The organism is Mycobacterium sp. IDUB_24 (genome assembly GCF_055419385.1).
Genome location: NZ_JBVAXO010000002.1, coordinates 329090 through 348223 on the forward strand (window position 1 = coordinate 329090; position 19134 = coordinate 348223).

The 19134-nt window shown below is 65.5% G+C and carries 18 protein-coding genes; 13 read left to right on the forward strand and 5 right to left on the reverse strand.

From position 1 onward, the window contains the following. Positions 1–50 precede the first annotated feature (50 nt). The 7 genes from ACZYZF_RS09315 to ACZYZF_RS09345 all read left to right on the forward strand — a co-directional run bounded on the left by ACZYZF_RS09315 (position 51) and on the right by ACZYZF_RS09345 (position 8509). Positions 51–1085: a patatin-like phospholipase family protein gene (locus ACZYZF_RS09315; protein ID WP_463835397.1), complete on the forward strand. Its 1035-nt coding sequence runs from the start codon at positions 51–53 to the stop codon at positions 1083–1085. After that, on the forward strand, positions 1085–2200 hold the full coding sequence (locus ACZYZF_RS09320) for a galactokinase (protein ID WP_463835398.1): 1116 nt from the start codon (positions 1085–1087) through the stop codon (positions 2198–2200). Before ACZYZF_RS09315 ends, ACZYZF_RS09320 begins: the two co-directional genes overlap by 1 nt. A 9-nt stretch (positions 2201–2209) precedes the next feature. Then, entirely contained in the window at positions 2210–3085 is an 876-nt protein-coding gene (locus ACZYZF_RS09325; protein ID WP_463835400.1) for a formylglycine-generating enzyme family protein, read from the forward strand. 125 nt (positions 3086–3210) lie between these two features. Continuing rightward, positions 3211–4020, forward strand: a complete 810-nt coding sequence (locus ACZYZF_RS09330) for a GntR family transcriptional regulator (protein WP_463835401.1) — start codon at positions 3211–3213, stop codon at positions 4018–4020. A gap of 63 nt (positions 4021–4083) precedes the next feature. Continuing rightward, a complete protein-coding gene (locus tag ACZYZF_RS09335; protein WP_463835402.1) occupies positions 4084–5436 on the forward strand; it encodes an arylsulfatase in 1353 nt (450 codons plus the stop codon). Between the two features lie 22 nt (positions 5437–5458). Continuing rightward, on the forward strand, positions 5459–7390 hold the full coding sequence (gene gyrB, locus ACZYZF_RS09340; protein ID WP_463835403.1) for a DNA topoisomerase (ATP-hydrolyzing) subunit B: 1932 nt from the start codon (positions 5459–5461) through the stop codon (positions 7388–7390). A 216-nt stretch (positions 7391–7606) separates the two neighbouring features. Beyond that, positions 7607–8509: a hypothetical protein gene (locus ACZYZF_RS09345; protein WP_463835404.1), complete on the forward strand. Its 903-nt coding sequence runs from the start codon at positions 7607–7609 to the stop codon at positions 8507–8509. Here ACZYZF_RS09345 and ACZYZF_RS09350 read toward each other — a convergent pair. Beyond that, positions 8454–8792: a DUF202 domain-containing protein gene (locus tag ACZYZF_RS09350; protein WP_463835405.1), complete on the reverse strand. Its 339-nt coding sequence runs from the start codon at positions 8790–8792 to the stop codon at positions 8454–8456. The two genes, ACZYZF_RS09345 and ACZYZF_RS09350, sit on opposite strands and share 56 nt — an antisense overlap. Then, complete coding sequence (locus tag ACZYZF_RS09355) at positions 8789–9133, reverse strand: YidH family protein (RefSeq protein ID WP_463745137.1); 345 nt, start codon at positions 9131–9133, stop codon at positions 8789–8791. Before ACZYZF_RS09355 ends, ACZYZF_RS09350 begins: the two co-directional genes overlap by 4 nt. 143 nt (positions 9134–9276) lie before the next feature. Between ACZYZF_RS09355 and ACZYZF_RS09360 the strand changes: the two genes are divergently transcribed. Genes ACZYZF_RS09360 through ACZYZF_RS09375 form a run of 4 tightly spaced genes read left to right on the forward strand, consistent with a single transcriptional unit; the run spans position 9277 to position 13912 of the window. Then, the gene (locus tag ACZYZF_RS09360) at positions 9277–10734 is read left to right on the forward strand and encodes an ABC transporter substrate-binding protein (protein WP_463835406.1); all 1458 of its coding nucleotides are present in this window, start codon (positions 9277–9279) and stop codon (positions 10732–10734) included. 23 nt (positions 10735–10757) lie between these two features. Beyond that, the gene (locus ACZYZF_RS09365; RefSeq protein WP_463745135.1) at positions 10758–11645 is read left to right on the forward strand and encodes an ABC transporter permease; all 888 of its coding nucleotides are present in this window, start codon (positions 10758–10760) and stop codon (positions 11643–11645) included. Further along, complete coding sequence (locus ACZYZF_RS09370) at positions 11642–12391, forward strand: ABC transporter ATP-binding protein (protein ID WP_463835407.1); 750 nt, start codon at positions 11642–11644, stop codon at positions 12389–12391. Before ACZYZF_RS09365 ends, ACZYZF_RS09370 begins: the two co-directional genes overlap by 4 nt. Positions 12392–12415: 24 nt before the next feature. Beyond that, a complete protein-coding gene (locus ACZYZF_RS09375) occupies positions 12416–13912 on the forward strand; it encodes a SulP family inorganic anion transporter (protein WP_463835408.1) in 1497 nt (498 codons plus the stop codon). Between the two features lie 14 nt (positions 13913–13926). Here the strand turns inward: ACZYZF_RS09375 and ACZYZF_RS09380 are convergent, their stop codons facing one another. From ACZYZF_RS09380 to ACZYZF_RS09390, 3 genes are read right to left on the reverse strand one after another with little or no spacing between them, the layout of a single operon-like run. Further along, positions 13927–14763, reverse strand: a complete 837-nt coding sequence (locus ACZYZF_RS09380; RefSeq protein ID WP_463835409.1) for an NYN domain-containing protein — start codon at positions 14761–14763, stop codon at positions 13927–13929. Then, positions 14756–15754, reverse strand: a complete 999-nt coding sequence (locus ACZYZF_RS09385; RefSeq protein WP_463835410.1) for an ABC transporter ATP-binding protein — start codon at positions 15752–15754, stop codon at positions 14756–14758. Before ACZYZF_RS09385 ends, ACZYZF_RS09380 begins: the two co-directional genes overlap by 8 nt. Position 15755: 1 nt before the next feature. Continuing rightward, positions 15756–16805 carry an ABC transporter permease gene (locus ACZYZF_RS09390; RefSeq protein WP_463835412.1) on the reverse strand — a complete coding sequence of 350 codons (1050 nt, stop codon included), beginning with the start codon at positions 16803–16805 and terminating at the stop codon, positions 15756–15758. Between the two features lie 159 nt (positions 16806–16964). On the opposite strand from ACZYZF_RS09390, the gene ACZYZF_RS09395 reads away from it, so the two are divergent. Together ACZYZF_RS09395 and ACZYZF_RS09400 are read left to right on the forward strand one after the other, a co-directional pair. Then, positions 16965–18614 carry an acyl-CoA synthetase gene (locus ACZYZF_RS09395; RefSeq protein ID WP_463835413.1) on the forward strand — a complete coding sequence of 550 codons (1650 nt, stop codon included), beginning with the start codon at positions 16965–16967 and terminating at the stop codon, positions 18612–18614. A 192-nt stretch (positions 18615–18806) separates the two neighbouring features. Beyond that, complete coding sequence (locus ACZYZF_RS09400) at positions 18807–19127, forward strand: hypothetical protein (protein ID WP_463805213.1); 321 nt, start codon at positions 18807–18809, stop codon at positions 19125–19127. The last annotated feature ends 7 nt before the right edge of the window (positions 19128–19134 follow it).

Sequence of the window (19134 nt, forward strand, 5' to 3'; positions counted from 1 at the left end):
TTCGATGCTACGCGCGGTTGATTGTCAGGCAGCCGTGCGAAGCTGGGTTCATGGCTGCGAAACATTCCCCGCACCGTGCCGACCTCGTGCTTTCCGGGGGCGGGGTCAAGGGCATCGGCCTGGTGGGCGCCGTCGTCGCGCTCAAGGACGCCGGGTACGCGATCGAGCGGATCTCGGGAACCTCGGCCGGCTCATTGGTCGGTGCGGTGGTGGCCGCGGCGGAGCAACGCAACGACCTGACCAGTGCGCAGCTGCGCGAGCTGGCGTTGAACGTGCCCTACCGCAAGTTCCGCGACAGCGGGCCGATCGAGCGCATCCCGGTGCTGGGCACCGCGTGGGGCCTACTGCGTGAGACGGGCGTGTATCGCGGGGATTTCGCCTACGACTGGATCCGCAGCGAGCTGAAGAACCTGGGCGTCAAGACTTTCGGTGATCTGGCGATCACCGATGATCATCTGCTACCTGAACGGCGCTACCGGTTCGTGGTCACGGTGACGGACGTGACGACCGGGCAACTGGTTCGTCTGCCCTGGGATTACCGCCGGGTCTACGGCCTGGACCCCGACGAGCAACTCGTCGCCGACGCGGTGCGCGCCTCGATGGCGATCCCGTTCCTGTTCCATCCGGTCACATTGAAAACTGCTGACGGGCAACCATGCACGTTGGTGGACGGTGGAGTGCTGTCGAATTTCCCCATCGACTCGTTCGACCGGCCCGACGGTGCGGTGCCGCGCTGGCCCACCTTCGGTGTGACGGTGGTGCCCTATCTGCCCGCGCCGTCCGCCGAGCAGCTCATCCCCGGGTTGGGGATGCTGCGTTGTGGGGAACCGACCTTCCTGGAAAGCCTGCTCACCACCATGCTGGTCGGTCATGACCAGGCTCATCTGAGCCTGCCGTGGGTGAAGACGCGTGCGATCCAGGTGGATTCGACCGATGTCGGGGTGCTCGACTTCGACATCAGCCGCAACGAGGCCGCGGCGCTGTACGACAAGGGCTACGCGGCGACGACGCAGTTCCTGTCCGGTTGGGACTGGCCGGCCTATCTGGACCGCTTCCGCAGCGCCCATCGGGTGGATCAGGGCTAGTGCGCATCAGATACTCTGCCCCGGGCCGGGTCAATCTGATCGGCGAGCACACCGACTACAACGCGGGACTTGCGCTGCCGGTCGCCTTGCCGCAGCGGACCTTTGTCGACTTCGACCCGGACTCATCGGGTGTGCTGGACGTGTCGAGCGCGTTGGCTGACGGGCCGGTGCGGATCGGTGTGGACACCGTGCCCGGAGACGTGACGGGGTGGGCGGCGTATGTCGCCGGGGTGGTGTGGGCGCTGCTGAATGCCGGGATTGCCGTGCCGGGCGGGACGATGACGATCACGAGTGAGGTCGAGATCGGGTCGGGGCTGTCGTCGTCGGCGGCGTTGGAATGCGCGGTGCTCGGTGCGCTGCTCACCGCAGTCGGTGTCGAACTCGATCGCGTCGATCAGGCGCACATCGCTCAGCAGGCCGAGAACGAATATGTCGGTGCACCAACGGGATTGCTCGATCAGTTGGCCTCGTTGTTCGGTCAGCCCGGCAAGGCGATGCTGATCGACTTCCGCGACGTCAGCGTGCAGTCGGTGCCCTTCGATCCCGAGGTGTCCGGCGTGGCGCTGCTGTTGATCGACTCCCGGGCCAGACATGCGCATGCCGGCGGCGAATACGCGGCCCGGCGGGCATCGTGCGAGCGGGCTGCCGCCGATCTCGGGGTGGCCTCGCTTCGGGAGATCTCTTCCGCCTCAGCGCTCGCGGCGGTGACCGATCCGGTCGATGCCCGGCGCGCGCGTCATGTGCTGACTGAGAACCAGCGGGTGCTCGATTGTGTTGCGGCGATGGCCTCTTCGGACCTTGCGGCGGTCGGTGAGCTGTGGACCGCCTCGCACGCCTCGATGCGCGACGACTTCGAGATCACCACACCGCATCTGGATCTGATTGCTGAAACCGCGGTGCGGGCCGGTGCGCTCGGGGCGCGGATGACCGGTGGCGGGTTTGGCGGCTGCGTCATCGCGCTGGTGCCGGGGGAGCGGGTGGATGTGGTCGGCGAGGAGGTGTTCCGGGCGGCGCGCGGGGCAGGGTATCCGGAGCCGGCGATAGCCAAGATCCGTGCCGGCGGTGGCGCCGGGCCGGAGAAGAGCCGGGCTGCGCCAGGTTCGGGACCTACCTAGTCTGTCCGCATGCTCACCGAACTCGTCGCACTCGACGGCGGCACATACCGCATGGGATCGCAGAACTTCTATCCCGAGGAGTCGCCGGTGCATGACGTGACGGTTGCACCGTTCGGCATCGAGCGGCATCCGGTCACCAATGCCCAGTTCGCCGAGTTCGTGGCTGAGACGGGCTATCTCACGGTGGCCGAGCAGCAACTGGATCCTGCGGCATTTCCGGGGGTGCCCGCCGAAGAGCTCGTCCCGGGCGCACTGGTCTTCCAACCGACCGATGGCCCGGTGGACCTGCGGAACTGGCGGCAATGGTGGACATGGGCGGAGGGGGCATGTTGGAAGCATCCGACGGGGCCCGGGTCAACGGTCGTCGACCGGCCTGATCACCCGGTGGTCCAGGTCGCGTACCCGGATGCGGCGGCGTACGCAGCCTGGGTGGGGCGACGGCTGCCGACCGAAGATGAATGGGAGTACGCGGCCGGCGCAGGCGCGACGACTGTCTATGCCTGGGGTGACGATGTCCGACCGGACGGGCAGCTGATGGCCAACACGTGGCAAGGCCGGTTCCCGTACCGCAACGACGGGGCCCTGGGTTGGATGGGGACTTCACCGGTTGGCACGTTCCCGCCGAACGCTTTTGGCCTGGTGGACATGATCGGGAACGTGTGGGAGTGGACCGCCACCCGCTTCACGCCTGGGCATCGTGCCGTCGCCGAGGTATCGGGATGTTGCCCCGCTCCTGTCGCCGACCCATCGGTGATGCAGACGCTCAAGGGCGGGTCGCACCTGTGCGCACCTGAGTACTGCCACCGCTACCGCCCCGCCGCCCGGTCCTCGCAATCACAGGACAGCGCGACCACCCACATCGGTTTTCGTTGCGTGTCGAACTAGAGCGTGGTGGCGGATGTCGCGCCTAAACGCTGCCTCATAGCCGCTGGCCTAGGGCTTTACGAAGTAACAGGTGGCGTAACACGCGCCGTATCGCCACCTGGTGTCCGCGGTGGCACAGTGAGGTCATGACCCGCCGCCCGCACATCCCGCCGAAGGACTTTCCTCGTCCGGCGACCAGGGAATACGCCGGCACCCGGGCTGACGCCGCCCGGTGGGCCCGTGATGTTCTGCGCGGCCAGATCCTTGACGGGGTGTACGGCGGATTGGCGGCGGCCCGTCCGATGCTGCCGTCGGAGAACGAGCTCGCCGCCGAGTTCGGGGTGAGCCGCAATGCCATCCGTGAGGCGCTCGAACTACTTCGCGGCGAAGGGCTGATCACCCGGGTGCAGGGTGCGGGAACCTTTGTCACCGGCGCCAAGCTGAGCCAGCGTATCGATCGGCTCGAAGGTCTGGCAGAGTCCCTGGCCGGGCACCAGCTACCGGTGGAGAACACAGTGCTGTCGGTGCGTGAATCGGTCGCATCCCCATTTGTCGCGGCCAAGCTCCAACTGCCTGAGAACGCCCCGATCCTCTTCATCGAGCGGTTGCGGTCGGTCGGGGGTGTGCCGCTGTCTCTCGACACCACGTCGTTGCGGATCGGCGCGATCCCGGTCGATGCCAATCTCGATCACCAGGACGTCTTCGCCTTGATCGAACGCGAGCTGGGCATGCGGCTGGGGTGGGCCGAGATGACGGTGGAGTCGGTCTCCGCGGACGCCAGTACTGCCGAACTTCTGCAAATCCGTTCCGGTGCACCACTGTTGCTGCTGCATCGGTTGACCCATCTGGAAGACGGAACCCCGTTCGACTTCGAGACCGTGCGCTATCGCGGGGATCGGTGCTCGTTGATGACGATTGCCGCGCGGTCGCCTGATCAGGCGTCGCCGCCAAAGTAGCCGGCAGCTTTCCGCTTCACCTCCAACGGTTTTCACCCATGTATAGAGAGAGGTAGTTCAACCATGCCCAAAAAACCCAACATCGTGTATTTCCACGTCGACAACCTCGGTATGGGCGAGCTCGGCTGCTATGGCGGTGGCATCCTTCGTGGCGCTGACACCGCCCGGATGGACGCCTTCGCCGCCGAGTCGCTGAAGTTGTCGCATTTCGTCGTCGAACCGCAGTGCACACCCACCCGTTCGGCGCTGATGACCGGGCGCTACCCGATCCGTTCCGGCAACCACACCATCGCGCTCGGCGGAAATGGTGGCGGCATCGTGGCCTGGGAACGCACCATGGGCGACATTCTGTCCGAAGCAGGTTATGCCACAGCGTGTTTCGGCAAGTGGCACATCGGTGCCGAGGACGGTCGATGGCCGACCGATCACGGGTTCGACGAGTGGTACGGCCCGGCCCGCACCTACGACGAGTGCCTGTGGCCCGACGATCCCTGGTACAAGGCCGAGCGCGACGGCTACTCCTACATGTACGAGGGAACCAAGGCCGACGGCGTCCGGACCACCGACCAGCAGCTGACAGTCAAGCTCAAGGGTGAGGTGGACGGCGAATACGACCGCCGTGCAAAGGCGTTCATGAAGCGCAGCGTCGAAGAAGACAAGCCCTTCTACCTGTACCACAACCACTCGTTGATGCATTTCCCGATGGAGGTCCGCGAGGAGTTCAAGGGCAAGAGCACCAATGGGGCGTGGGGTGATTCGTTGCTCATGCTCGACCACGACTTCGGCAGCATTCTCGATACGCTGACCGAACTGGGCATCGAGGACAACACCATCGTCATCATGGCCGGTGACAACGGTGCCGAAGATCATCTGGCCGGACGTGGAACTGCAGGGTTCTTCGACGGTTCGTACTTCAGTTCCGCCGAGGGCGGTATCCGTACACCGTGCCTGATCCGTTGGCCGGGCCAGGTTACGCCGCGCGAGAGCAACGAGATGGTGCACGTCACCGACATGTTCCCGACCTTGCTGCGGTGGGTCGGTTGCGAGATCCCCGAAGACCGGGTCATTGACGGCATCGATCAGCGGGAATTCTTCGCCGGCGCTGAGGAATCCAAGCGTGAGGGCTGCATGGTGTGGCTCAACGAAGAGCTGCATGCGGTGAAGTGGTCGCAGTTCAAGATCAACTTCAAGCGTCAGCAGCATTTCCACGACCCGGAGATCCCGCTGGGCTTCGCGCGCATCACGAATCTCCTTGAGGATCCGAAGGAGCGGGAGGCAGTCAACCAGACCTGGGTGCGGTGGTGGGTGATGCAGCATGCGTACCGCTTCATTCAGGAGTTCGATGCCACGGTCGAGCAGGAGGAGCTGATCCCGGCCGGCGCACCCATCGACTTCGTGCCTGCCCGCAGCCAGTAATCGCCGAAGAGGAGACCCGGCCATGACCGCCACCAGCTATGGTGCCCAATCGATCACGATCCTGGAAGGACTCGACGTCGTCCGCAAGCGCCCCGGGATGTACATCGGGTCGACCAGCGAACGCGGCCTGCACCACATGGTGTGGGAGGTCGTGGACAACGGGGTCGACGAGGCCATGGCCGGGTTCGCCACCCGCGTCGACGTCGCGCTACTGCGCGGCGGCGGCGTCGAGGTGTCTGATGACGGGCGCGGCATCCCGGTTGCCATGCACGAGACGGGTATTCCGACCATCGACGTCGTGATGACCCAACTGCACGCGGGAGGAAAGTTCGACGGCGAGTCCTACCAGGTGTCGGGTGGTCTGCACGGCGTGGGAGTGTCCGTCGTCAACGCGCTGTCCACGCGGCTCGAAGTGGCCGTCTACCGGGACGGCCACGAATGGTTCCAGCACTACGACTACTCCGAACCGGGCACCCTCGCCCGCGGCAACCCCTCGAAGCGCACCGGCACCACGGTCCGATTCTGGGCGGACGCTGAGGTTTTCGAGACCACCGAATACAACGCCGAGACCATCGCCCGGCGCCTGCAGGAGATGGCCTTCCTCAACAAGGGACTGCTCCTCACGCTCACCGATCACCGTGGGCCCGACGGTGACACCCGCACCTTTCACCATCCGGGCGGATTGATCGACTACGTCAAGCACATCAACCGGGTGAAAGACCCGATCCAGCAGAGCATCATCGGATTCGACGGTAAGGGCACCGGTCACGAGGTCGAGATCGCGATGCAGTGGAACGCCGGTTACTCCGAGTCGGTGCACACGTTCGCCAACACGATCAACACTCATGAGGGTGGTACGCACGAGGAGGGTTTCCGCGCGGCGTTGACCACCGTGGTGAACAAGTACGCCAGGGACAAGAAGCTTCTCAAGGACGGCGCCAAGGGCCACGCCCCCAACCTGACCGGTGATGACATCCGCGAGGGTTTGGCTGCGGTGGTGTCGGTGAAGGTGGCCGAACCGCAGTTCGAGGGCCAGACCAAGACCAAGCTGGGCAATGCTGGTGTTCGCTCGTTTGTGCAGAAGGTCTGTCACGAGCAGTTGAGCCACTGGTTCGAGGCCAACCCCGCCGAGGCCAAGATGATCGTCACCAAAGTCGCCTCCTCAGCTCAGGCGCGTATCGCCGCCCGCAAGGCCCGTGAACTGGTTCGTCGCAAGAGCGCGACCGACATCGGTGGGCTGCCGGGCAAGTTGGCCGACTGCCGCTCCACCGATCCGACGAAGTCGGAACTGTATGTGGTGGAGGGTGATTCGGCCGGCGGCTCGGCCAAGAGTGGCCGGGACTCGATGTTTCAGGCGATCCTGCCGTTGCGCGGCAAGATCATCAACGTCGAAAAGGCGCGTATCGACCGGGTTTTGAAGAACACCGAAGTCCAGGCGATCATCACCGCCCTGGGTACCGGTATCCATGACGAGTTCGATCTGGCCAAGCTGCGGTATCACAAGATCGTGTTGATGGCCGATGCTGATGTGGATGGTCAGCACATCTCGACGTTGTTGTTGACCCTGCTGTTCCGGTTCATGAAACCGCTGGTCGAGCACGGGCATATCTTCTTGGCCCAGCCGCCGTTGTACAAGCTCAAGTGGCAGCGTCAGGAACCCGAGTTCGCGTATTCCGACCGGGAGCGTGACGGGTTGTTGGAGGCGGGTAAGGCCGCGGGCAAGCGGATCAACGTCGATGACGGTATCCAGCGTTACAAGGGTCTGGGTGAGATGGACGCCAAGGAACTGTGGGAGACCACCATGGATCCCTCGGTGCGGGTATTGCGTCAGGTGACCCTCGACGATGCCGCCGCGGCCGACGAACTCTTCTCGATTCTCATGGGTGAAGACGTCGAAGCGCGGCGCAGTTTCATCACGCGCAACGCCAAAGACGTTCGCTTTCTTGACGTCTGACCTCCTGACCTGCAATTTCTCCGGGTCTCCGCCATGTATATCCCGGTCAGGCCGCTGTGACGAACGTGCGGCTTTTGCCGCCCCAACGATGAGATCGCGCGGAAATCCTGCACGCTCGTCACAGTGCGCCGACACCCACTACAACCCAGAGACATCCCTGTGGATAACCCTGGCCGGGCCGTGAGAATTGTCGGTCGGCCGGCCGATGCTTGCCCCATGAACGGACAGCCGTTTCTCGGGCGCGAGGCGGTCCGGGCGGGGCTGCTCACCTCGCGCCAACTCGAGACGAAGTTTCGTGCCGTTTACCGCAATGTGTATCTGGACAATGAGGTCGCCCTGACGCCGCTGTTGCGGGCTCAGGCGGCGTGGCTGTTCGCCGGCCCATCCGCAGTGATCAGCGGAGTGTCAGCCGCGGCGGTCCATGGCACCAAGTGGCTGGACGTCGGTGCGCCGGCCGAGGTCGTGCGAGCCAATCGTCACGCGCCGCCCGGGTTGCGGGTCCATTCGTATGCCCTTGCACCAGAGGATGTCTGCGAGTCCGACGGCATGCGGGTCACCACGGTCGCGCGCACAGCGTTCGACTTGGGCCGGCTGCTGCCGTACGCCCAAGCGGTACCGATCTTGGATGCGTTGATGAACAAGACCGGGCTTGACCGCGCGAAGGTGTGGTCATTGGCCGAAGCGAATCGAGGGATTCGGGGCGTCGACCGGCTGCGAATATCACTGGCAGACGCAGACGGCGGTGCCGAAACGCCGCTCCAGACGCAAACTCGGCTTCGGCTGCGCTACATCGGCATACCGGGACTGGAAACGCAGGTCCCGTTCTATGACGAGTGGGGTTTGGAGTGCACCCGAGTGGCGATGGGGTGGCGTCGCTGGAAGGTGGCTGTCGAATGCGATGAGGAAACGGATTCTCCGGATCACCGAACATGGGTGCACACACAAACGGCCGACCTTGAGTCGTACGGCTGGGCGGTGGTGTGGGTGACGCAAACGATGGTGGACCGAACGAATATCGCGGATCGGGTGCGGCAGAAGGTGTGGGCTGCGCAAGACCGGGAGATCACGGCCCGGCGGGCATTGCCAGGTACGCCATCACCAGAAGTGCCTCGGCGATGACGGCGAGCCCGATACCTGGAACGAATCTCCGGCCAGATGCCGCCGAACCCCGCGGGTCTGTCAGTAACTGGTGGCGTCGTCGCGCGCCCACGGAGTACACGCCGAGGGCTAGCAGCGCCGCGGTGGCCACCACCATCAGGCGTGCCGGTGCACCGACGAGGTGTCCGTCGCGCAGTAGCACCAGCACCCCGGAGGCCGCAACGGCCAGTGCAGTCCGGGTCCACGCCAACGACGTCCGTTCGGCCTGCAGCCCACGGTCTTCGGCCAGTGCCCGGCGCGTCATCGCACGGTGACGGTGATCGCCAGAACCACGGCTGCGAGCCCCATCATCGCCAGGCCGGCGGTCAGATAGGTGGGCGCGGCGGGTCGGGGCAGTGGCTCGTCGTGGCGCATCGCGCGATCGACTTGGGCCCACCGGCGCAGGCCCGCGACGGCCGTCAGGATCGCCATGCCCCCGACCGTCGCACCCAGTATGTGCCGAAGTCCCGGAACTGTCAGTTCGGGCATGAATTGCACCACCGCGACGGCCGCGGCGAGCAGCCCGAGCGAGGTACGCTGCCAGGCCAAAAAGGTGCGCTCGTTGGCGAGTGTGAACCTGTAGTCGGGTTCGATCGGAATGCTCACGGTTGCAAGCGTTTCCGAAACGTAGGCGGGTTTCCAGGGTGGTAGTGGTGGCGTAACCGAGGCGTTGTTTGTGTGCGGATGGCGTAACTGCTGCGCAACCTCACATGACAGTGAGGTAACAGAAGCCGTCGACTCTTGTCGGCATGGATGAGGTACAACAGCTCCCACGCGGTCGGTGGCGGGCCCGTTCGGCTGCTCTGCTGACCGCGCTCACGGTGGGCGGCGCGCAGTTGCTCACCGGCTGCGGCCTGCTCTCCGAGCCGACCGTGGTGGTCAACGTCGGTTATCAATCCAAGACCATCAACACCGTGAACGCCGGCACCCTGCTGCGTGACCGCGGTGACTTCGAGAACGAGCTCAAGGCACTGGGCGCGCAGACCGGCACCAGGTACCGGGTGGTGTGGCAGGACTTCGCCTCCGGCGCCCCGCTGACCGCGCAGATGATCGCCACTCACGTCGACATCGGCTCGATGGGCGATTATCCGCTGCTCACCAACGGATCCAAGACCCGCAAATACGACGACGCGGCCACCGAGATGATCGCGACCACCGGCTACAACTTGCGCGGCTCGTTGAATCAGGTTGTGGTACCGATGGATTCCACTGTCCAGACGCTTGCCGGCCTGGCGGGCAAGAAGGTGTCGACCAGCCTGGGGTCGGCCGGTGACGGGATGTTCTCGTCGGCGGTGCGTAACAGCGGCATCGACAAGGGCGCCGTGCACATCGTCAACCAGGACCCGTCGGTGGGGGCGTCGGCGATCGACGGCCGGCAGGTCGATGGCTTGGCGCAGTTCGTGCCGTGGCCGCAGCTGGTGATCTACCGCAATCAAGGGCGGCTGCTGTACGACGGCGGTGACAACAATGTGCCCACGTTCCACGGTGTGGTCGTGCGCAAGCAGTTCGCCGGCGGTCATCCAGAGGTGATGGCGGCGTTCCTGCGGGCGATGAAGTCGACCACCGACGATGTCGTCGCTCATCCGCTCGCAGCGGCGAAGCGGGTGGGGGAGCTGACCGGCATCGAACCCGAAGTGATCTACCTGTACAACGGACCCAACGGGTTGGTCAGCTTCGACATGACCCTCAAGGAGCAATTCCTCACCGCGTTCGCAACCGTCAAGGACTATCTGGTCGGGCGGGGCTCGGTGACAAAGGATTTCGACGTTCCCGGCTTCGTCAACGACGGCTACCTTCGGCAGCTGTTCGGAGACCGATACCCGCAGCGCCGCGCCAGTGTGGCCAATCCGATGACGCTCACCGGTTTCGACGACGTGTGCGGGCTGCCGGTGGGCGATCCGGCGCAGGCCTCTGAGGTGTGGGCGTCCGGATCGGAGACCACCGACGCCGCTGCGACCCCGACGTGCCTGCTGCGGAGGGTGGCTGCGATGCCCGAGGTGCGGGCGGCGTATGTGCCCGACACCCTCACCGGGCTGAGGATCTTCGCCGATCACGCTGTGTGGCTCCAGGATCCCGCCGCATCACCCACTCAGCGGTACAAGCCGTTCGCCACCGGCGCTGGTGCCGACACCTACCGGACGAACCATCCGCAGGCAGTACCCGTCGCCTACCCGGCTGCCGTGGGGCAGTCCCGCACCGCCGGCTAAACCCCTCCCAGAAAGGAAACCGCATGACCGAGCTCATGACACGGCCCACGATCGCTGCACCGCGGTTGTGGTCACCGACCAGCAAGACCGGAAAGTCCATGCGGCGCAGCGTCGCTGACCTGTTGCCCGCATCCGTCACCCGGCGTGTGCCTGCGCTGGTGCTGCCGCTGATCCCGATCACGGTTTTCCTGGTGGCCTGGCATCTGCTGACGGCCAACAATGTCGTGGCCTGGTTGCGGTTCAATCGGATGCCGACACCGGAAGCGGTCATGCAGACCCTGCTGGCGCGGGTCAGCTCGGGCACCTACTACGACGACTTGCTGGCCAGCCTGCAGCGGATCCTGCTGGGCTTCGGCCTCGCCGCGGTGGTCGGCATCGGGTTGGGTGTATTGGTCGGTCGCTCCGAGATCGCCCGAATGACGTTGCGGCCGTTCATCGAACTGATCCGGCCGATCCCCGCGATCGCATTGGTGCCGCTGACCATCCTGCTGTTCCCGTCCAGCGAGCAGGGGATCGTGTTCATCACCTTCTTCGCGGCGTTCTTCCCGGTGGTGGTCAGCACGATTCACGCCATGGATTCGATGCCGAAGGTGTGGGAGGAAGCGGCGCAGACCATGGGTGCGGGCCGGATGTCGTTGCTGTTTCACGTCATCATCCCGGGCGCCCTGCCGGGCATCTTCGCCGGGCTGTCGGTGTCCATGGGTGTCGCGTGGATCTGTGTGGTGAGTGCGGAGATGATCTCGGGCCAGTTCGGCATCGGGTACTACACGTGGCAGGCCTACGGGCTGCTGGACTACGCCGGCGTGGTGGTCGGCATGATCTCCATCGGTGCGCTCGGGCTGGGCACGGCCTGGCTGGTCGAGCGCGTCGGACGGCGGGTCAACCGCTGGCTGCCGAGGGCCTCCCGATGAGCGCCGGTGCCGTCAACCTCCAGCAGCTGCAACTCGGGTTCAACGGCGTCGTCGCAGCGAACATCACCCTGACGATCGAACCCGGCGAGGTCGTCGTCTTCCTGGGTCCGTCCGGGTGTGGCAAGTCGACCATCCTGCGTGCATTGGCCGGGCTGCTCAAACCGATGGGCGGCACGGCGACCGTCGACCGTGCACCCGTCACCGGCAATGCCGCCCAGTGCGCCATGGTGTTTCAGGAGGACGCACTGTTCCCATGGCGGTCGGCGCTCAAGAACGTCCAGTTCCCGCTCAAGCTCCGCGGAATGCGTGGCAGGCAACTCAAAGACACCGCCACCGCCCGGCTGGAGCAGGTGGGGCTCGGCGCGTACCTGGACCACCTGCCGAGCCAGCTGTCCGGCGGTATGCGGCAACGGGTGCAGCTGGCTCGGACCCTGGCGTGTGAGCCGCACGTGATGCTGATGGATGAGCCGTTCGGTGCGTTGGACGCGCAGACGCGCCTGGAGATGCAACAGCTGCTGATGTCGGTGTGGGAGACGCAGAAGATGACGCTGTTGTTCGTCACTCACGATGTCGACGAGGCGCTGCTGCTGGCCGACAGGATCGTGCTGTTGAGCCATCGTCCCGCCACCGTGGCCGATGTCATCACGATCGAGCAGCCCCGCACCCCCGCGGCGCAGTTCGAGGAGTCCTACCAACGGCGCCGACGCGCCATCTTGGACTTTCTCGGGCACCGCCCGGCTGCATAACTGGTTTTCCACCAAGGAGTTTCGATGAGTATCACCATCCCCGGATTCCGCGCGCCGTCAACCGGACCGCGCGTGCCGTCGCTCCGGTCGCCGGCAGTGTTGCGCACCGAGGTGCTGGCGGGGTTGGTCGTAGCGCTGGCCCTGATCCCCGAGGCCATCGCGTTCTCGGTGATCGCCGGGGTCGATCCCCGAGTGGGCCTGTTCTCGACGGTGACGATGGCGATCACCATCGCCTTCACCGGCGGTCGGCCCGCGATGATCACTGCCGCCACCGCGGCAGTCGCGCTTGTCGTCGCCCCGGTATCCCGGGAGTTCGGGGTGGGCTACCTCGTCGCCACGATCCTGCTGGCCGGCATCATCCAGATGCTGCTGGCGTTCTTCGGGGTCGCGAAGCTCATGCGGTTCATCCCGCGCAGTGTCATGGTGGGCTTCGTCAACGCGCTGGCGATCCTGGTGCTGGTGTCGCAGCTGCGGCATCTGGTCGACGTGCCGTGGCTGGTGTATCCGTTGACCGTGGCGGGCATCGCGCTGATGGTTCTGCTGCCCAAGGTGACCACCGCGGTGCCCGCGCCCCTGGTGGCGGTGCTGGTGCTGACGCTTGCGGTCGTGGTGTGTGGCTGGGACGTGCCCGACGTGGGAGATCAAGGGGCTCTGCCTGATTCGCTGCCCGTACCCGGGTTCCCGCACGTTCCACTGACCTTGCACACGCTGCAGGTGATCGCGCCCTACGCGTTGGGTGCGGCGCTCGTCGGGCTGCTGGAGTCGCTGATGACGGCCAAACTGGTCGACGACATCACCGACACACCGTCCAACAAGACCCGTGAAGCGTGCGGGCAGGGCATGGCCAATGTGGTCACCGCGTTCTTCGGCGGCATGGGTGGCTGCGCGGTGATCGGGCAGACGATGATGAACGTCAAGGTGGCCGGCGCCCGCACCCGACTGTCCACGTTGCTGACCGGGGTGTTCGTCTTGATCCTGGTGGTGTCGCTGGGGGACCTTGTCGGACGCATCCCGATGGCCGCGCTGGTGGCCGTCATGATCGTGGTGTCGTTCGCGACCTTCGACTGGCACAGCGTGACGCCACGGACTCTGAAGATGCTGCCGCGCAGTGAAACCCTGATCATGGTGATCACCGTCATCGCGACGGTCGCCACCGGGAACCTTGCCATCGGGGTGTCACTCGGGGTGCTCACGGCGATGGTGGCGTTCGCCCGCCGCGTCGCCCACTTCACCTCGGTCACGGCCGTCACCGGACCGGACGGCGCGCGGACGTATCGGGTCCGCGGAGACCTGTTCTTCGTGTCCAGCAATGACCTGGTGCACCAATTCGACTACGCCGATGATCCCGCCGAGGTGGTGATCGACATGTCCGGTGTGTCGGTGTGGGACGCGTCGTCCGTCGCGAGTCTCGATGCGATCAGGACCAAGTACTCGTCGCGCGGGAAAACTGTGTCGTTTACCGGGCTTGACGGGGTAAGCCTGGACCGGCTGAACCGATTGTCGGGGCGGCTGGGGGTCTGAGGCGTTGGCCGGTGCTACCGCAGCTTGACCATCCGCGTCGTCGAACTCTCGTCCAACTCGACGACATCGGAGCGCGACCGCAGGAAGTCGCTGAACGACTTGAAGCCCAACGATTTCTCGCTGAACGACGGGTCCATCCGCTTCATCTGGCGTTTGACTGCGGAGTTGTGCAGCCACTCGACGTCGTCGTCTTTCTCCAGGCCGATCTGCAGGGCGCGGGTGAGCAGCGCGGTCGCCTCGGCCTGGGGGTCGGGTTCTTCTGTCTTGCGGCTGCGCTTCTGCTGTCTGGGTTCCGGCTCGGGAGTGACTGTGGGGACTCCGGGGAGTGCGTCGTAGATGACGAACTCGTCGCACGCGGCGGCCAGTGCGCGGCTGGAGGATCCGGCCACCCCGATGCCGACGACATAGCGGCCCAGCCGTTTACAGCGTTGGGCGAGGGGGATGTAATCGGAATCCCCGGCCACGATCACGACATGGGTGAGGTCGGGAAGCCGGAACATGTCCTCGACCGCGTCGACGGCCAGCCGGATGTCCGCACCGTTCTTGCCATACGCGGCGGCGGGGAAGAGCTGCACGAGATCGACGGCGCGGCCGACTAGCTGCTCGCGGTATCCGGCGTTGAGGTCGGCTGACCAGTCCGCGTACGCGCGGGTGAGCACCAGCGTGCCGAAGGACGAGGCGAAGTCGAGGATGGCACCCAGGTCGACGGTGGCCTTGGTGAGCTTGTCGGCCTCGAGGCCTTTGGCTTTGTCCTTCTGAAATGAGTTGCGGCCGTTGACCTGGTCGTAGCGGGAGATCACGATGTTGTCGAAGTCGAGGTATACCGCGACACGGGTGTCGAGTTCAGTCATTTGAGTCCTCGGCTTCGGGCTGCCCGATGAGATTGCGGGCGCCGGTGGGGCCGAGCAGTTCCCGGAACGCCTGGATGGTGTAGCCGACGACGATAGCATCGGTCTTCGCGCGCGCGGTGGCAGATCGCGGCAGGCTGAACAACGGCCCCATCTCCCCGAAGTAGTCGCCAGGGCCGACGACCTTGATGACTTCCTCACCACCGCTGGCCAATTCGCGGGCCAGTTCGATCTCGCCTTCGGTGATGATGTAGATCTGGTCGCCCATCTCGCCCTGGGAGAACAACACTTCGCCGGCCGCGATGGTCACGGTCTCGGTGTTCTGATGTTCGACGGCGACGTGCGGAACGAGCTCCACCACGTGGTCGGCCAGCGGCAGGATGCGGGTGTCGTGGGTGGCGACGACGACGACGTGCTCGCCGCTGGCGAGCTCACGGATGAGCCGGAGCACTTCCTCGACCTGGATGAAGTCCAGATGTGCGGTCGGCTCGTCGGCCAGGATCAGCGGCGGATCGAGGGCGATCGCACGAGCCACCGCGACACGTTGCTGCTGCCCGCCACTGAGATCGCCGGGGCGATGGTGCAATCGGCCCTCAAGGTTGACGCGGGTGAGCAGTTCGGTGGCGCGTTCGCGGGCTTCACGCCGTGTCCGGCCCGCGGCGCGCAGTGGCACCATCACGTTTTCCAACGCGGTCAGGCTGGGCACCAGGTTGAAGGCCTGGAACACGATGCCGACGGTGTCGCGCCGGTAATCCGAGAGTGCCTTCTTGTCGAGCGTCGTCACGTCGATGTCGCCGAACTCGATACGACCCGCGGTCGGCTTGAGGATCCCGCCCAGGCACGACAGGAGCGTGGTCTTCCCGCAACCGCTGGGGCCCAAGAGAATTGACAGCGATCCGGCGGGCACCTCAAGGTCGAGCCCGTCAATCGGGCGTACCGCGTAGCCGCCGCTGGAGTACTCCACGACGAGGTCTTTGACGACTAAGTCGGCCATGTCAGGGTCCTCGGAATGCCAGGGCTGGGTCGACGTTCACGGCGCGGCGCAGCCCGGCCACACTGGCCAGCAGGCCGACCACGACGGCGACGATCGGTAGCGCGACGAATGCCACGGTGGGCACGTCGCAGCGCATCGGGAAGAGCGGTCCGAGCAGCAATGACAGGCCCGCGCCCAGCACGGCAGCCAGGAGCGCGACCGTCACGGCCTGCATCGCCAGGCCGGCCATGATCGATCGGCTGGCCACGCCGACCGCTTTGAACACCGCGAAATCGCGGGTGCGTTCCAGCGCCGACAGGTAGATCACCGAGCCGACGATCAACACCGCGACCGCCCACAGCAGACCGGCCATCAGGCTCATCGCCTGGTTGGCGCCCCGCAGTGCGCGCACCATGTCGTCGATGGCGCCCGACCGGTCGACGATGCGGAATTCCGGTGGCGGCGGTCCCGGGGTCCCGATGATGCCGACCGAGGAGATCAGCTTCTGCCCCGAGAACAGCAGCTGCTGGGCGCCGGGCACCGTCAGGTAGATGTTGTCCTGGGCAGCCAGGGCGGTGAGGTCGTCGACCAGACCGACGACGCGTAGTTTCGCCGCCCCGACCGCGACATCGGAGCCGATAGGCTGGTCCATCGTCGTCGATACCGCAACCTCGTCGGGGGCGTGCGGGGCCCGGCCGTCCTTCAGAGCCGGCGTGCCCGGGCCCGACTCGGGCACGCCGAACACATTCACGTTGCGCGGGGTGCCGTTGTTGGGGATCGTCGAGGAGCCGTAGACCAGCGGGACGGCGGTGGTGACGCCGGGCAGGCGCGCGGCACGTTGGACGTCGCTGAGCGGCAACGGTGCCGAGCCGAGGAACGGTCCTGCCGCACCTGCCTTGATCATGTACGCGTCCAGGCCCAACGCGTCGACACTGCGTTCGGCCTCCACGCGGAAACCATGGGCCAAGCCCGTCAACACCAACGTCATGGCGAAGACCAGCCCGGTGCCGACGGCGGCGATCAAGAATCGCCGTCGTCGCCACTGCAGATCGCGTAACGCCGCCATCAACACGTCAGTGCCCTCCGCATCTCTGCCGACGTTACCGAGATGGATGTTGCTGGTGGTTGTTATTGGGGCATTTGGTGTGAGGGTCCGGTTTGACGCGTCCGACCCGGTGACGGACGACCCGAGCACTGCTACTGTCCAGCGCAATCGGCGAGGGGCAGGGGCATGCACGCAATAGCCGGAGTTCGGCAAAAGCTGGGTCAGGTTGTCGAGTCGGGGCATGCGGTCGCGCGCCTCGTCGACCGGGGCATCATCGAGCCCCTGGATATCGGCGCGGTGGTGCGCAGCGCCAAGCTTGCCCGGCTGTACGGGCCGCAGGCCACCATGGCGATTCAGGGCGGGCGCCGGTATGCGGACCTGCCTGCGATTGTCGACGAGCGCGGCACATTGACTTACAAGCAGGTCGATGACCAATCCTGGGCGTTGGCGCACGGACTGCAACGCCTGGGTCTCAAGGAAGGCTCCGTTGTCGGGTTGCTGTGCCGGGATCATCGTGGCCTCATCATCGCGATGGCCGGCTGCGGCAAACTCGGTGTACGGCTGGTGCTGATGAACACCGGCTTCGCCAAACCGCAGTTCGCGGAGGTATGCGCGCGCGAGGGCGTGCGGGTGGTGATGCACGACAGCGAGTTCCTCGGACTGCTCGACGCGCTGCCTGCCGAGCTTCCGCGGGTACTGACCTGGGTCGACGATGACGCCGAGTTGCCTGACGGCGCACAGACAATCGACGACATCGTGGCAGCGAACCCGACCGGACCGCTGCCCCCTCCGAGCAAGCCCGGAGGGTCGGTCATCCTCACCAGCGGGACCACCGGTCTGCCCAAGGGGGCCCCGCGTGACACCGTGTCCCCGTTCGCGACGGCGCAGATCGTCGACCGAGTTCCGTTCCCGCGCAAGGGAACCATGGTGATCGTCTCACCGATCTTCCACAGCACCGGCTGGGCCACCTACCTGGTGGGTGCGGCGTTGGGCAACAAGGTGGTGACGGCGCGGCGGTTCAACGCCGAGGGCACGCTGAAGCTGATGGCAGAGCACCGGGCCGACATGCTGGTAGCGGTGCCGACGATGCTGCACCGGATGGTCGAACTGGGCCCCGACGTGATCGGTAAGTACGACATGTCGGCGTTGAAAGTGATCCTGATCGCCGGGTCGGCACTGAGCCCGGAGTTGTCCACCCGAGTCCAGGATGCCTTCGGCGATGTCCTGTACAACATGTACGGCTCCACGGAGTGCGCCATCGCCACCATTGCCACGCCGGCTGAACTGCGGGCGGCTCCGGGGACTGCGGGCCGCGCCCCCGTGACCTGCGAGGTGGTGCTCTACGACGACAACGACCAGCGGCTCGAAGGCGCCAACCGCCGCGGCCGGATCTTCGTCCGCAACGGCGCGCCGTTTCAGGGCTATACCGATGGGCGCACCAAACAGATCATCGACGGCTACATGTCCAGCGGCGACATGGGCCATTTCGACGAGAACGGACTGCTGTTCGTCGACGGCCGCGACGACGACATGATTGTCTCCGGCGGTGAGAACGTCTTCCCGCAGGAAGTGGAGAACCTACTCGAGGAACGCGACGACATCGCGGAGGTGGCGGTCGTCGGTGTGGATGATGTCGAATTCGGAAAACGGTTGCGGGCCTTCATTGTTGCCGAACCTGGTGCCAGTCCTGACGCTGCCGAGGTCAAGCTGTATGTGAAGAACAACCTCGCCCGGCACAAGGTGCCCCGCGATGTGGTGTTCATCGACGAACTGCCGCGCAACGCCACCGGCAAGCTGCTGCGACGGGTGCTCGTCGAGATGGTCGTCGATACCTGACGGCCGTGGCCCGGCCTGATCGCGCTCTTCCAATGTCCTGTCTGGGGGACGCTGTGACGAGCGTGCACTGTTTTCCGTCAGAACTGCGAGATCGCGTTGAAAGCCTGCACGCTCGTCACAGGCACGCCAGGGGAACTGCCTTGTCAGTGGCTGGTGCGACGATGCGCGGTTCACTTCAAACAGGAGGTTGATATGAAGCGTGTATCGGTGGCAGTCGTCGGTCTGGTGGCCGTGGCTCTGGCGACGAGTCCGGCGGCGGTGGCGTCGCCGTCGTGGACCATGCCGAATCTGATCGGGATGGATCTGCAGGGCGCACAGGACGCGATCCAGTCGCTGACGCACGGCGAGGTGTGGTTCAGCAGCTCGACCGATCTGACCGGGAAGGGCCGGGCGCAGATCAGTGACCGCAATTGGCAGGTGTGCAGTTCGACGCCGCCGCCCGGGTCGACGTTCGGTACGTCGACCAAAATCGACTTCGGGGTGGTGCGCATCGACACGGAGAAGTGCCCGTGACGGTGTG

Bases quoted from the DNA above. Each gene is read 5' to 3' on its own strand.
- ACZYZF_RS09350 (WP_463835405.1), bottom strand. From the start codon at position 8,792: ATGACGCGCCGGGCACTGGCCGAAGACCGTGGGCTGCAGGCCGAACGG.
- ACZYZF_RS09325 (WP_463835400.1), top strand. From the start codon at position 2,210: ATGCTCACCGAACTCGTCGCACTCGACGGCGGCACATACCGCATGGGA.
- ACZYZF_RS09360 (WP_463835406.1), top strand. From the start codon at position 9,277: ATGGATGAGGTACAACAGCTCCCACGCGGTCGGTGGCGGGCCCGTTCG.
- ACZYZF_RS09370 (WP_463835407.1), top strand. From the start codon at position 11,642: ATGAGCGCCGGTGCCGTCAACCTCCAGCAGCTGCAACTCGGGTTCAAC.
- ACZYZF_RS09365 (WP_463745135.1), top strand. From the start codon at position 10,758: ATGACCGAGCTCATGACACGGCCCACGATCGCTGCACCGCGGTTGTGG.
- ACZYZF_RS09380 (WP_463835409.1), bottom strand. From the start codon at position 14,763: ATGACTGAACTCGACACCCGTGTCGCGGTATACCTCGACTTCGACAAC.
- gyrB (WP_463835403.1), top strand. From the start codon at position 5,459: ATGACCGCCACCAGCTATGGTGCCCAATCGATCACGATCCTGGAAGGA.
- ACZYZF_RS09385 (WP_463835410.1), bottom strand. From the start codon at position 15,754: ATGGCCGACTTAGTCGTCAAAGACCTCGTCGTGGAGTACTCCAGCGGC.
- ACZYZF_RS09375 (WP_463835408.1), top strand. From the start codon at position 12,416: ATGAGTATCACCATCCCCGGATTCCGCGCGCCGTCAACCGGACCGCGC.
- ACZYZF_RS09395 (WP_463835413.1), top strand. From the start codon at position 16,965: ATGCACGCAATAGCCGGAGTTCGGCAAAAGCTGGGTCAGGTTGTCGAG.
- ACZYZF_RS09315 (WP_463835397.1), top strand. From the start codon at position 51: ATGGCTGCGAAACATTCCCCGCACCGTGCCGACCTCGTGCTTTCCGGG.
- ACZYZF_RS09335 (WP_463835402.1), top strand. From the start codon at position 4,084: ATGCCCAAAAAACCCAACATCGTGTATTTCCACGTCGACAACCTCGGT.
- ACZYZF_RS09400 (WP_463805213.1), top strand. From the start codon at position 18,807: ATGAAGCGTGTATCGGTGGCAGTCGTCGGTCTGGTGGCCGTGGCTCTG.
- ACZYZF_RS09330 (WP_463835401.1), top strand. From the start codon at position 3,211: ATGACCCGCCGCCCGCACATCCCGCCGAAGGACTTTCCTCGTCCGGCG.
- ACZYZF_RS09345 (WP_463835404.1), top strand. From the start codon at position 7,607: ATGAACGGACAGCCGTTTCTCGGGCGCGAGGCGGTCCGGGCGGGGCTG.